The 13,378-nt window shown below is 68.4% G+C and carries 9 protein-coding genes; all 9 read right to left on the reverse strand.

Annotated features, from left to right (window positions below; translation table 11 throughout):
- Positions 1-336: 336 nt before the first annotated feature.
- Positions 337-843 (reverse strand): FixH family protein, encoded by a 507-nt coding sequence (locus MEU52_RS04755; RefSeq protein WP_238119753.1) that lies wholly within the window; start codon positions 841-843, stop codon positions 337-339.
- Between the two features lie 59 nt (positions 844-902).
- Positions 903-2,381 (reverse strand): cytochrome c oxidase accessory protein CcoG, encoded by a 1,479-nt coding sequence (gene ccoG, locus MEU52_RS04760; RefSeq protein ID WP_238119752.1) that lies wholly within the window; start codon positions 2,379-2,381, stop codon positions 903-905.
- Positions 2,382-3,489: 1,108 nt separating this feature from the next.
- On the reverse strand, positions 3,490-4,374 hold the full coding sequence (ccoP, locus tag MEU52_RS04765; protein ID WP_238119751.1) for a cytochrome-c oxidase, cbb3-type subunit III: 885 nt from the start codon (positions 4,372-4,374) through the stop codon (positions 3,490-3,492).
- A gap of 4 nt (positions 4,375-4,378) precedes the next feature.
- Positions 4,379-4,543: a cbb3-type cytochrome c oxidase subunit 3 gene (locus MEU52_RS04770; protein WP_238119750.1), complete on the reverse strand. Its 165-nt coding sequence runs from the start codon at positions 4,541-4,543 to the stop codon at positions 4,379-4,381.
- 3 nt (positions 4,544-4,546) lie between these two features.
- Positions 4,547-5,293: a cytochrome-c oxidase, cbb3-type subunit II gene (gene ccoO, locus MEU52_RS04775; protein ID WP_238119749.1), complete on the reverse strand. Its 747-nt coding sequence runs from the start codon at positions 5,291-5,293 to the stop codon at positions 4,547-4,549.
- Positions 5,294-5,305: 12 nt separating this feature from the next.
- On the reverse strand, positions 5,306-6,970 hold the full coding sequence (gene ccoN / locus MEU52_RS04780) for a cytochrome-c oxidase, cbb3-type subunit I (protein ID WP_443265978.1): 1,665 nt from the start codon (positions 6,968-6,970) through the stop codon (positions 5,306-5,308).
- 398 nt (positions 6,971-7,368) lie between these two features.
- Positions 7,369-8,406, reverse strand: coding sequence for a tryptophan--tRNA ligase (trpS, locus tag MEU52_RS04785; RefSeq protein WP_238119747.1), 1,038 nt, complete (start codon positions 8,404-8,406; stop codon positions 7,369-7,371).
- A 423-nt stretch (positions 8,407-8,829) separates the two neighbouring features.
- A complete protein-coding gene (gene murJ / locus MEU52_RS04790) occupies positions 8,830-10,539 on the reverse strand; it encodes a murein biosynthesis integral membrane protein MurJ (protein ID WP_238119746.1) in 1,710 nt (569 codons plus the stop codon).
- 847 nt (positions 10,540-11,386) lie between these two features.
- On the reverse strand, positions 11,387-13,309 hold the full coding sequence (gene ftsH / locus MEU52_RS04795; protein ID WP_238119745.1) for an ATP-dependent zinc metalloprotease FtsH: 1,923 nt from the start codon (positions 13,307-13,309) through the stop codon (positions 11,387-11,389).
- Between the last annotated feature and the right edge of the window lie 69 nt (positions 13,310-13,378).

The raw sequence follows: 13,378 nt of genomic DNA on the forward strand, positions 1-13,378 counted from the left end.
GAGCCGACGCACCTTGGCAGATGCAGTTTACCGAGCTGCGCCTGTCCTGATGTGCCTCGGCCCGGCCGACGGCGCATGCGCGTGAATCGCACCTCGGCGGCTGCGGCGCAAGGTGACGCGATGTCCCCCGGGTGCGACCATCGTGACCGCTGAGGAGAACGCCGCCGACCGCGACGGCCGGCGGCGAAAAGAGAATGAGTACGTCAGACCCGCCGGCGCGACAAACCCTTGGGCCGGATCGTACTCCAGGCAGGGATCGAGGCCCTGGAGCTTCGATCCGCAGTCTCGTCGCCCCCTCGGTCCCGGCGCAGGGCCGGGTTACGCGCGTGAGGCGGCTTACGGAAGCTGCACCCGATTCCTGGACCGGAACAGTCGCTCTCCGCCTTGCGCAAAATCAATGATCAGGTCCCACTGCCCGGGACCGGCCTCCGCCGAGGCCCGATAGCGCCCGTCACCGACCGGATTGAGCTCCAGCTTCACATCGCGGCGGGCATCGGTGGGGTGGGCGAAGCGGCCGTCCGCCACCAGATTGGACAGGGGCTTGCCCTCGGCGTCCACCACCCGCACGGTCACCTGGCGCCCCTCGCCACCCAGGGCGCCGAGGTCCACGTTCACCTGCCAGTTGCGCGCCTCCTGCTGGCGCGCGGCGCTCGCCTCCTTGGAGAACACCAGGCCGGCCTTGTAGGAGCTTTCCGTCTCAAGCCCCGCAAAGGTGGAGACGGCGAGCCGCGCCATGTTGAAGTCCACCAGCATGACGGTGCCGAAAAAGGCGATCAGCCCCGCCAGCACCATCCCTCCGGTGATCTGCCGCGGCTTCTTCTCGCCGCTGTCCACCCGCGTCATGCACTGCTCCGCTCTCGGCCCCGACGGGCGCGGGCCGGCGCTGAAGCCGGCCCCGGCCCTCAGGGGCCGATGAAGTGGTCGGACACCGATGCCGAGGCGCCCGTCGCCACATCCCGAATGCGGAAAGTGAGCGGAAGTGAGGCCGAAGGCGGCAGCTTGTCCTTGGTGGTCACCAGCACGCGGATTTCCCGCGTCTGGTCCGGGCCGATGACCAGCTTGCCGGCATCATCCCCCACCACGTCGAGCTTGGCTCCTGGCACACCGTCGATGGACAGGGAGAAAGCCCGCTCCTGCAGCATCTTGTTGCTGAGCCGCAGGGTGTAGGCATTGCGCACGGAACCGTCGGACAAAGCCACGAACAGCGGGTTGCGATCGTGGATGGCCGCCACCCCTTCGTTGGAACGCCCCACCAGGGCCGTCAGCATGAGGCCGCAGACAATGGCGATGAGCACCACATAGAGCACCGTGCGGGCGCGCACGATGCGCTGCACGAACGGCTTGCCGGCGATGCGGGCCTCCATGTTGGCCTCGCTCTCATAGGTGATCAGCTCGCGCGGGCGGCCGATCTTGTCCATCACCGTGTTGCAGGCATCGATGCACAGGCCGCACTGGATGCAGGAGAGCTGCGAGCCCTTGCGGATGTCGACGCCGGTGGGGCACACGTGCACGCACTGGCCGCAATCGATGCAGTCGCCGGCCGCCTGGCCCGCCGCCCGCGCCGCCGCCGCCTTCTTCACCGAGGCCCGCGGCTCGCCGCGATCGTAGCGATAGGTGACGTTCAGCGCGTATTCGTCGGTCAGCGCCGCCTGGATGCGCGGCCACGGGCACATGTAGGTGCACACCTGCTCGCGCATGTGGCCGGCCAGGGTATAGGTGGTGAAGGTGAGCACGGCGATGGCGATATAGGCCGCCATGGGAGCCTGGAAGGTCACCAGCTCCTTCACCAGGGTCGGCGCATCGGCGAAATAGAGCACCCAGGCGCCACCGGTCCACCAGGCGATCAAGAGCCAGATGCTGTGCTTCAGCGTCTTGCGCACCACCTTGTCGAGGCTCCACGGCGCCGCATCCAGGCGCATGCGCTCGCGCCGGTCGCCCTCGACCATGCGCTCCACCGCCATGAACAGGTCGGTCCACACCGTCTGCGGGCACATGTAGCCGCACCACACACGGCCGGCCACCGCCGTCATCAGGAACAGCACCAGGGCCGCCAGGATCAGCAGGCCGGCGACGTAATAGAATTCCTGAGGCCAGATCTCGAGGAAGAAGAAATAAAAGCGCCGGGCCGGGAAATCGATCAGCACCGCCTGACTGGGGGCATCCGGACCGCGGTCCCAGCGCACGAACGGCAGCAGGTAGTAGACGGCCAGAGCGACGATCAGCACCGCCCATTTGATGGTGCGGATGCGACCGTGCACCGACTGCGGATAGATCTGCTGACGGCTCTCGTAGAGCGGAATGTCGTCATCCGGGCCCACCACACGGGGGGCGTCGGCATCCTCATGAGGCTTGGCGTCGGTGTTCGTCGAAAGGGCAGTCATGATCACATCGCCGAATGTTGGTCCCAAACCGCACGCCGGTTGGCGCGTTCATCGGATGGGCGGCTCCGCGCGGTGGAGCCTGTCAGCGCCGGACCTCTTGCCCGGCACGGTCTAAACGTCGTCGCCCGCCCCCGCTCCAGACGGAGGCGGACGGCCTCACCCACTCCCGGACCTCGGCCCGCAGCGGCCATCCGAACGGCCCCTCTGCGCGTGGCTCGGTCACCGGCGCGGCACTGCAGAAGCTCTGCCAGCGGACCAACGTCCCGGATATCATCACCCCGGGTGGAAGGTCGGTACGGACAGCCACCTTGCAGCCACCTCGGACAGCCACCTTGCAGCCACCTTGGAGCTTCTCAATATTCATGCTCCAGAATGTAGATGGTCGTCAGGTGGTCTAAAGGCCACACTGACATTTCGCCGCGCGACGTTTCGCACCGCTCCGCCACCTCCGCGGGCCTGCGGGATCCCGCTCGGCGCGGGCCGTTATAACCCGCCGGCCACCCGCGCCCGGAAGCGACGCCGGGCCGCCGCACACCGGAGCGATACACCCCCACCACCGGAGCGTCCATGCCCGCCGCCGGGGCGGGGCCGCCGATTTTGCAACCATCCTGAGCGACGCCCCTTTGGCGACGCCCCTGGCCGCGCCGCCGCTGCCAAGCGGACCGAGCCGAGCTGCCACTGCCAAGCAGCTCCTGCCAAGCAGTTGCTGCCAACCGGTCTTTGCCAACCGGTCTTTGCCAAGCGGGCCTTCGCCAAGCGGTTCTGTCGCAAGCGGTTCTGTGGCAAGCCGTCGCGTCCCGAGGCGCTTGCTGCGTCCGTTATTGCGCCCGTTCACCCGCCCCGGACTGCGCCCGTCCTGGCGGCACGCCGCCGGCCCGTGGTGCCGAGCCCGCCGCACCCGGCCGCCCCCTGCGCGCACCGCCGATCGGTGCCGGCGGGTTCCCACCGGTGCGGGGCCCACCGGGACATCGCCATCACCGCGGGACCAACTCGCCCGCCGCACCGACGCGCGTCGACCGCAACGGCAACAAAAAACCCCGGAGCGCACGGCGCTCCGGGGTCGGTTCTGAACGTTGCGGACGTGGGCCGCAGACGCAACTCCCGAGGGTCAGCGACCGCCACCCAGCGAGTGCACATAGACCGTCAGCACCTTGATGGTGGTGGGGTCCAGACGGGTGTGCCACGCCGGCATCACGTTGCCGCGGCCATTGGTGACGCCGTACTCGATGGTCGCCTTCGACGAGCCATACAGCCAGATGCCGTCGGTGAGGTTCGGGGCGCCCAGCTCCTGGTTGCCCTTGCCCTCGTCGCCATGGCAGGCGGCGCAGTTGGCGAGGAACACTTCCTTGCCCTTCTCCGTCGTCGGCCCCGGCTTGTCGAGCCCGGCGAGCACCCGAACATAGCCCGCCACCGCCGAAATCTCCGGCCGGGTGAGGATGCCGTCGCGACCGAAGGCCGGCATGTTGCCGCTATGGGCCTTGTCGTCGCCAGAGCGCACACCATAGCTGATGGTCTGGTAGATCTGGTCGAGCGAGCCGCCCCACAGCCAATCGTCGTCATTGAGGTTGGGGAAGCCCACCGCGCCGCCACCGCCCTGGCCGTGGCAGGGCGCGCAATTGTCGGCGAAAGCGACGCGGCCCTGGGCCCGGGCGAGGGTCAGCAGCGCCGGGGTGTCCTCGATCTGCTGCAGCGAGGCGTTGGCCAGCTTGGCGGTGCTCTCGGCGCGCAGGGCCTGCAGTTGGTCGAGCTGCTCGGTCACCGCGGTGCGGGAGTTCCAGCCCATCACGCCGGGGGTCGCCTCGCGCAGCAGCGGCCACGAGGGATACATGACCCAGTAGCCGATGGACCAAACGATGCAGGCATACCACACCCACAGCCACCAGCGCGGCAGCGGGTTGTTCAGCTCTTCGATGCCGTCCCACTCGTGCCCGGTGGTGGTGACGCCCGTGACGGTGTCGAGGCGGCCGTGACTGGAATTCGGGTTCGTGCTCACGGGATCAGTCCTCTCTGAGCGGAATGTTGGCCGCGTCGTCCATTTCCTTCTTGCGCTTCTTGCCCGGCCAGAAGGCGTAGGCGATCACCAGAAGGAAACCGAGCACGAACAGCAGCAGGCCCCAGGTCTGCGCGAAGGCGGCGAGTGCGTTGTAGGTCGCGTCCTCCATCGCTCACCTCACGTTGGCTTTGTTGTCGTAGAGCTTGAAGTCCACGAGCGTGCCCAGCATCTGCAGGTAAGCAATGAGGGCGTCGGCCTCGGTGATCTGCGCGGCGTTGCCGTCGAAGTCCCGCACCTGCGCCTTGGGATAGCGCTTGTTGAAGGCCTCGGCGTCGGCATCGGTGGTGGCCTGGGTGTCCAGGTCGGCCTTGGCGTTGGCGATCATGTCGTCGGTGTAGGGCACGCCCTCCAGCCGCAGCACCCGCATGTCCTCGTCGATCCGCTTGCTGTCGAGCTTGGTCTTCGACAGCCAGGGGTAGGACGGCATGATGGAGGCCGGCACCACCGAACGCGGGTTGAACAGGTGCTCCTGGTGCCACACGTCCGAATACTTGCCGCCCACCCGGGCGAGATCCGGACCGGTGCGCTTGGAGCCCCACTGGAACGGGTGGTCATACATGCTCTCGGCTGCCAGCGAGTAGTGGCCGTAGCGCTCCACCTCGTCACGCAGCGGGCGGATCATCTGCGAGTGGCAGTTGTAGCAGCCCTCGCGGATGTAGATGTTGCGCCCGGCCAGTTCGAGGGGGGTGTAGGGCCGCATGCCCTGCACCGTCTCGATGGTGCCCTTCAGGTAGAAGAGCGGGGCGATTTCCACCAGACCGCCGATGGAGATCACCAACAGGATCCCCAGAGTGAGCCAGTAGCTGTGCTTCTCGAAAATCTGGTGCTTGGCCCAGATGGACGTGCCTTGGGACGCCATGGGTCGCTCTCCTCATTCCGCCGGAGCAAGGGCGAGCTCGCGCTCGGCCTCGGTCAGGGGCGTTCTGATGGTCATCCACACGTTCCAAGCCATGATCAGGCCGCCTATCAGGAAGAGAATGCCGCCAACGGCGCGGATCACGTAGAGCGGGTGCACCGCCTCGACGGTCTCGATGAAGGAATATTCAAGGAAGCCAAGGCTGGTGTAGGCGCGCCACATGAGGCCCTGCAGAATGCCGGCGACCCACATGGACGAGATGTAGAGCACGATGCCCAGGGTCGACACCCAGAAGTGCCAGGACACGGCGCGCAGCGAATACATCTCCTTCTTGTGCCACAGCCAGGGCACCATGCAATAGATGGCGCCGAACGAGATGTAGGCCACCCAGCCCAGGGCTCCGGAGTGCACGTGGCCGATGGTCCACTCGGTGTAGTGGCTGAGCGAGTTCACCGCCTTCACCGCCATCATCGGCCCCTCGAAGGTCGACATGCCGTAGAACGCGACCGCCACCACCATCATGCGGATCACCGGATCGGTGCGCAGCTTGTCCCACGCGCCGGACAGGGTCATCAGGCCGTTGATCATGCCGCCCCACGAGGGCATCCACAGGATCACCGAGAAGGTCATGCCCAGGGTCTGCGCCCAGTCCGGCAGCGCCGTATAGTGCAGATGGTGCGGGCCGGCCCAGATGTAGATGAAGATCAGTGCCCAGAAGTGGACGATGGAGAGCCGGTACGAATAGACCGGACGCTCCGCCCGCTTGGGGATGTAATAGTACATGATGGCCAGGAAGCCGGCGGTCAGGAAGAAGCCCACCGCATTATGGCCATACCACCACTGGAACATGGCATCCTGCACGCCCGACCAATAGATGTAGGACTTGTGCGAGAACACCGACACCGGGATGGTCACATTGTTGCCGATGTGCAGCATCGCGATGGTGATGATGAAGGCGAAATAGAACCAGTTGGCCACATAGATGTGGGGTTCCTTGCGCTTCAGCACGGTGCCCAGGAAGACCAGGAAATAGGTCACCCACACGACGGTCAGCCACAGATCGGCATACCATTCCGGCTCGGCATATTCCTTCGACTGGGTGATGCCCAGCAGGTAGCCGGTGGCGGCGATGACGATGAAAAGGTTGTAGCCGAGCACCACGAACCAGGGCGCTAGGTCGCCGGCGAGGCGGGCGCGCGAGGTGCGCTGCACCACGTAGAACGAGGTGGCGATCAGCACGTTGCCGCCGAAGGCGAAGATCACCGCCGAGGTGTGCAGCGGACGCAGCCGGCCGAACGAGAACCACGAGGTGTCGAAATTGAACATGGGGAAGGCGAGCTGCAAGGCCGCCGTGACGCCCGCCGCGAAGCCGGCGATGCCCCAGAACACGGCGAGCACCGTACCCACCTTCACCACGTCGAAATTGTAGTTCGGCTTGCCGTTGATCTCCTGCGGCACGGGGCCAGCGGGTCGATCCATGTAGCGGTTGCCGATAGCGAACACGGCGGCGATGGACGCAGCCGCGAAGATATAAGCGTGGAAGGCGTAGGAGGCCGAATAGGCCTTCGCTGCCACGATGATCGAACAGAAAGCCAATATGGCGAAGACCACCAGCAGCCCGGCCTCACCAAACCGCATGGATTTCGCCGGGGCTGGGATCGGATCTTGGATTGTCGACATTACAAAACCCCTCGCGCCGAGGCGTGACAATGCACCCAGGGAGCCTCCAGCGCACCATGCGCAGCGGCCCCATTTTCTCCTTGATACAGGTCAAAGGTACGTGATGTCCCGGGGCTCTTGCGCACTGCGGCGGCGGGTCGCGCCAAAAGCGACCTTTTCCACCGTCCTTTCACGCCTATTTCCTAAGGTTTGACCCTAAGGAAATCCCCTTCGTCACCCTATTTTACCTCAACCTGCTCGACGGCGCGGCGAACCCCGATCGGGCCCCGTCGCACCAGGCCGTCCCTCGGCCCTCCTTCGGCCGGGCTGCGGGACGGAAAGCGGATGGCGTGGCGAGAAGGATCCGCCGTGCCACCGGGTGGAGCAGCCCGGGCACCGGGCCCGGAGCTCCGGAAAGCCTAAGCACGCACCATGCCGACGATGTCCTTGACGTCGCGGATGGTCTGATCGGCGATGACGCGGGCGCGGGCCGCCCCGTCGGCCAGGATGGCGTCGATGGCGGAAACGTCGGCCATCAGCCGCTGCATCTCGCCGCCGATGGGGCCGAGCTTGGCCACCGCCAGATCCACCAGCGCCGCCTTGAAGGCGGAGAACTGGGCGCCGCCGAAATCGTGCAGCACGCCGGCCTTGGTCCCGTCCGACAACGCCGCGTAGATCCCCACCAGATTGTCGGCCTCGGGCCGGCCCTTCAGCCCCTCCTCCTCGGACGGCAGCGGCTCGGGATCGGTCTTGGCCTTGCGCACCTTGCCGGCGATGGCATCGGCATCGTCGGTGAGGTTGATGCGGGAAAAGTCGGAGGCATCCGACTTCGACATCTTCTTTGCGCCGTCGCGCAGGCTCATGACGCGGGTCGCCGGGCCGGCGATCAGCGGCTCGGTGAGCGGGAAATAGCCTTCCCCATGGCCATAGGCGGCGATGGAGGGGGCGAAGTCCGTGTTGAACTTCTGGGCAATGTCGCGGGTCAGCTCCAGATGCTGCTTCTGGTCCTCGCCCACCGGCACGTGGGTGGCGCGATACAGCAGGATGTCGGCGGCCATGAGGGTGGGATAGGCGAACAGGCCCACCGAGACGTTCTCGCGGTCCTTGCCGGCCTTTTCCTTGAACTGCGTCATGCGGTTCAGCCAGCCCATGCGGGCGACGCAATTGAAGATCCAGGCCAGTTCCGCGTGGCCGGACACCTGGCTCTGGTTGAACACGATATGCGCCTTGGGATCGATGCCGCAGGCGATGAAGGCGGCGGTCACCTCGCGGGTGTGGCGCTTGAGCTCCTCGGGATCCTGCCACACGGTGATGGCGTGCAGATCCACCACGCAATAGATGCAGTCGTGGCTGTCCTGCAGCTGCACGAAGCGCTTGATGGCGCCGAGATAGTTGCCGAGGTGCAGATTGCCCGTGGGCTGCACGCCGGAAAAGACACGTTCCGCGACCGCCGCCATGGCGACCTCCCGAGGGGCGGTGCCGCCCCATTGTTCCTGAACCCAGGCCCCGTCCGCGCCCAGGGGCGCCGACCAGGCCATCCACGCATCCCGCCCCACCGCGCGTGCCGGCGCCTCGCGCCGGCGGTTCGAGCCATGGCCCCCACCCCTGCCGGCGTCCCTGGGACGGCGGCACCGGGCGCGCGGGACACCAGGCCGAAGACGGCAGAAGGGCGCGCGGCAACCCGGCGGGCTCCGTGCGAGATGCTGGGCGTCATGCCACCCTCGCCTGTGCGATGCAAGATGCGCGGTCCGCTCAAAGCGCCTGCACGGTGCGCAGAAAGACCTTGCGCGCAGCGCTGAACGGGCCATGGAGAGCCGGCATGGCGCCTGGCGCGGCTGCCGGCGGGGACCGGACCCGCCGCCTCCGGCCAGGGCGCCGTCTCAGTCCGATTCCGCCGGAGCGCGGGCGGGCCAACGGGCCTCCACGCCGCGCTTCACCAGCAGGCCGCAGGCGCCATAGACCAGCACGCCGCAGCCCACCAGGGCCGCGACCCGTCCCCAGGCCCCGACACCGACGCCGGGCGGGGCCGGCCAGGCCGCCTGCGCAGCGGCCACCACAAGCCCCATCACCAGGCTCGCACCGGCGAGGCCCAGCACGGTCGCGACCGCCCGCGGATGCAGGGCCAGGGCACGGTGGCGATGGAGCACGCCGGCGAACACCGCCATGGACCCAGCGGCTGACACCGTCACCCCCAGCGCCGCGCCCAGCGGGCCGATCAGCGCCACGCCAACGGCGCCGACGCCGAGGCACACCACCAGCGACCCCAGCGCGATTCGCTCGGCGCTGCGCACCAGGCCGGAAGTGGCGGCCGTGGCGGAGAGGATGCGCTCCAGCCCCTGGGCGGGCAGTGCCACCGCCAGCACCATGAGCAGGGCCGCGGTGCGGCTGGTATCGGCGGCGGTGAACGCGCCGCGCTCGAACAGCACGGCGACGATGGGCTCGGCCAGCACCCCCAGGCCCACCGCGGCCGGCAGGGCGAAGGCCAGGGCCCCGAGCACCCCGTTGGTGGCGGCGAGGGCGGCCGTCGACGGCCCGGCGTTCGCCCCCTGTTGCGCGCCCTGTTGCGCCCCTTGTTGCGCCCCTTGTTGCGCCCCCTGTTGCGCCCCTTGCCGCGCCAGCAGCGGCACCAGCACCGCGCCGGCGCTGGCGCCCACCAGTCCCAACGGCAGATCCATCAGCCGCTGGGCGTAATTCAGCGACGCGACCGCCCCTTCCACCTGTGAGGCGAGGGCCGCCGCGATGATGATGCGGAACTGGCTGAGGCCGGCGAACAGAAGCGCCGGCGAAGCGGCCCGGAGCACCCCCAGGCTGGCGACCCAGGCGGCCCGTCCGGCGCCGATGTCGGCCGCTGGGGCGGGGACGGGGGCGATGCGCCGCCGCAGCCAGCCCACCGCCGCCCCCAGGGCGCCCGCCAGGTCGTGGCGATCCGGGGCGGCGGCGCAGCCGCGCGCGGCTCGCAGCATCAGCAGCCACTGGCTGACACCGGCGGCCACCGTGGCCACCGCAATGGCCAGCGCCGCCTGATCGCTGGCGACGAGCCCGCGCAGCAGCAGCACGAGAATGACCGCCAGAATGGTGAGATTGGCGACCAGGGGCGCCAGCGCCGGCAGCAGCACCCGCTGCACCCCGTTGGCCACCCCGCCATAGATCGCCGCCCACCCCGCCAGCGGCAGATAGAGCACCGCCACGCGGCCACACAGCACCGCCACGTCGGCGCGGGCGCCATCGGGCGAGAAGCCGGGCGCCAGCAGCCGGATCAGCTGCGGCATGAACACCGCCCCGAGCAGCGCCAGCACCGCCAGGAGGCCGCCGAGGGCCAGCAGCGTGGCGCTGGCCAGCCGGCGCGCGCCGGCATGCCCCACCGCTCCCTCGCCCTCCGCCCGGGCGAGCGCGGGAATCAGCGCCAGATTGAACGCGCCCTCCGCCAGCAGACGGCGGGCCAGCAGCGGCAGGGACAGGGCCGCCACCAGCGCATCCGCCACCGGGCCGGCGCCGAGAATGGCGGCGGTGGCGGCATCGCGCGCAAAGCCCAGCACCCGCGAGGCGAGGGTGGCGGCGGAGACGATGGAGGTGCGACCGAGGATGGACATGGCGGGCCTCTCGCGCCGGCCGCGGCCCACCCGACCCCTGCCATCGACAGGTGGACCGGGCCCCGCAACCGACACCTTGGCAAGCGAACCGCAGCCCGCCGCGCCTGCTCTATGGCCCGCCGCCGCCCCGGTGTCGATGCTTCCGGCGGGAGGGCCCTGTATCGACGGCCCGGCGCGCTATGGTGCTGCGGCCGATGGCGGTGGCTCGATAGTTCAGGTGCCGTTGGCCAGGTGCCGTTGGCCAAAGTGTCTATGGCCCAGGTGTCTATGGCACAGGCGCCGACCATGCGGTCGCCGAGAATCCCAATGTGGTCGCCGCGACCGTCGATGGTTCAGCAGATGGCGGCAGGTCGGGCGAGGGCGCACCCCGGACCGAGCCAGCCGGTGCGACGAGCAGCAGGCCGCTGCCCCTGCGATGTCTCATCCGGGTTCGACACACGTGATGCGGCCCCGGCCCACGCAACCCGCCTCTCGCCGCTCCCCCTCTCCCGCGTGCGGGGGAGGGCTGGGGTGGGGGCAGAACGCCGGGACCATGGCGCCGCCCGTGCCGAAAGGCAGCGTCGCCACGCCCCAAAAGCGCGACCGCTCACGCCCCCGCCCAACGGAAACGCCCCTCCCCCACACGCGGAAAGGGACCAGGCCTCGGCGATCGGCCATACTGAAAGTCGATCGCATCGAGCACATGCCGATCTTCGCCAAAGCCTGCCGCGCGCGGCTCGGCGCGCCCCCGGCGTCACGGCCGACGCAGCCTCCAAACGAAAAACGCGCACCCAAGGGGCGCGCGTTTGACGGTGTGCGATGGGGGGCAAACCACCCGGCACCTCAGGCGCCGGGCAAGGTCGGCCACTCAGGCCTGGGGCTGGGGCTCGATGGAGCCGCCGGCGCCGCCAGGGCTCGGCCGGTTCTTCGGGTTGGGGATGGCCGAGCCACGCGGATTGGCTGGCTCGATCACGCTCTCGCGGGTCGGCTCCTTGCCATTCAGCAAGTCGACGATCTCGTCGCCCGAGAGGGTCTCGTATTCCAGCAGGCCCTTGGCCAGGGTTTCGAGATCCTGCTTCTTCTCGGTGAGGATGCGGGTGGCTTCCGCATAGCCCTCGTCCACCAGGCGCCGCACCTCGCGGTCGATGGTCTGGGCGGTGGCCTCCGACACGTTCTGCTGGCGCGACACCGACATGCCGAGGAACACCTCGTCCTGGTTGTCGCCATAGGCCACCGTGCCGAGATCGGAGGAGAAGCCCCAACGGGTCACCATCATGCGGGCCAGGCGGGTGGCCTGCTCGATGTCGGACGCCGCGCCCGAGGTGACCTTATCGTGGCCGAAGATCAGCTCTTCCGCCACGCGGCCACCCATCATGATGGCGAGGCGCGAGGTCATCTGCTCGTAGCTCATGGAGAGCTTGTCGCGCTCCGGCAGCTGCATGACCATGCCCAGCGCCCGCCCACGGGGGATGATGGTGGCCTTGTGCACCGGATCGGTGGCCGGAACGTTGAGGGCGACGATGGCATGCCCGCCTTCGTGATAGGCGGTCAGCATCTTCTCCTCTTCGGTCATGACCAGCGAGCGGCGCTCGGCGCCCATCATCACCTTGTCCTTGGCATCCTCGAACTCCGCCATGGTGACCATGCGCTTGTTGCGCCGGGCCGCCATCAGCGCCGCCTCGTTGCAGAGGTTGGCGAGGTCGGCGCCGGAGAAGCCGGGGGTGCCGCGGGCGATGGTCTTCAGGTTGACGTCGGGCGCCACCGGGATCTTGCGGGCATGCACCTTCAGGATCTGCTCGCGGCCCACCACGTCCGGGTTGGGCACGATCACCTGCCGGTCGAACCGGCCGGGACGCAGCAGCGCCGGGTCCAGCACGTCGGGACGGTTGGTGGCGGCGATGAGGATGATGCCCTCGTTCGCCTCGAAGCCGTCCATCTCCACCAGAAGCTGGTTGAGGGTCTGCTCGCGCTCGTCATTGCCACCGCCGAGGCCGGCGCCGCGGTGGCGGCCCACCGCGTCGATCTCGTCGATGAAGATGATGCACGGGGCGTTCTTCTTCGCCTGCTCAAACATGTCGCGCACGCGGCTGGCGCCGACACCCACGAACATCTCCACGAAGTCCGAGCCGGAGATGGTGAAGAAGGGCACGTTGGCTTCGCCGGCGATGGCGCGGGCCAAAAGCGTCTTACCGGTGCCGGGCGGGCCCACCAGCAGCACGCCGCGCGGGATACGCCCGCCGAGCCGCTGGAACTTCTGCGGATCGCGCAGGAACTCCACGATCTCGGTGAGGTCGCTCTTGGCCTCGTCGATGCCGGCCACGTCATCGAAGGTCACCCGGCCGTGCGCCTCGGTGAGCATCTTGGCGCGGCTCTTGCCGAAGCCCATGGCCTTGCCGCCGGCGCCCTGCATCTGCCGCGACATGAACACCCACACGCCGATCAGCAGCAGGAACGGCAGCCACGACACCAGCAGGCTCACGAACCACGGCACGCTGTCGGACGGCGGCCGGGCGGTGATCTGCACGCCCTTGCCATACAGACGCTGCACCAGCGACGGGTCGTTGGGCGCGTAGGTCTGGAACTGGCGGCCGTCGGTGAAGGTGCCGGAGATGTTCGGCCCCTCGATCACCACATCGCGCACCCGGCCGAGATCCACGTCGGACAGGAGCTGCGAGAAGGAAATATCGTTCGCGCTCGTGCGCTGGCCCGGGCTCTGGAACAGGGAGAACAGCGCGAGCAGCAGCAGAACGATGATCACCCAAAGGGCGAAATTGCGTAAGTTGGCGTTCATTGAACCCTCGTGGGGACAGCCGAAAGCGCGGCTTTAAGCGGCCTTGCCCCTAGGGAAGAGAGATCCCAC

It is taken from the genome of Xanthobacter sp. NM-25, from assembly GCF_022138605.1.
Taxonomy (GTDB): Bacteria; Pseudomonadota; Alphaproteobacteria; order Rhizobiales; family Xanthobacteraceae; genus Xanthobacter.

Excerpts from the sequence above, each read along its gene's own strand:
- MEU52_RS04755 (WP_238119753.1), bottom strand. The coding sequence starts at position 843 with ATGACGCGGGTGGACAGCGGCGAGAAGAAGCCGCGGCAGATCACCGGA.
- ccoG (WP_238119752.1), bottom strand. The coding sequence starts at position 2,381 with ATGACTGCCCTTTCGACGAACACCGACGCCAAGCCTCATGAGGATGCC.
- MEU52_RS04770 (WP_238119750.1), bottom strand. The coding sequence starts at position 4,543 with ATGGAGGACGCGACCTACAACGCACTCGCCGCCTTCGCGCAGACCTGG.
- ccoO (WP_238119749.1), bottom strand. The coding sequence starts at position 5,293 with ATGGCGTCCCAAGGCACGTCCATCTGGGCCAAGCACCAGATTTTCGAG.
- ccoN (WP_443265978.1), bottom strand. The coding sequence starts at position 6,970 with ATGTCGACAATCCAAGATCCGATCCCAGCCCCGGCGAAATCCATGCGG.
- trpS (WP_238119747.1), bottom strand. The coding sequence starts at position 8,406 with ATGGCGGCGGTCGCGGAACGTGTCTTTTCCGGCGTGCAGCCCACGGGC.
- murJ (WP_238119746.1), bottom strand. The coding sequence starts at position 10,539 with ATGTCCATCCTCGGTCGCACCTCCATCGTCTCCGCCGCCACCCTCGCC.
- ftsH (WP_238119745.1), bottom strand. The coding sequence starts at position 13,309 with ATGAACGCCAACTTACGCAATTTCGCCCTTTGGGTGATCATCGTTCTG.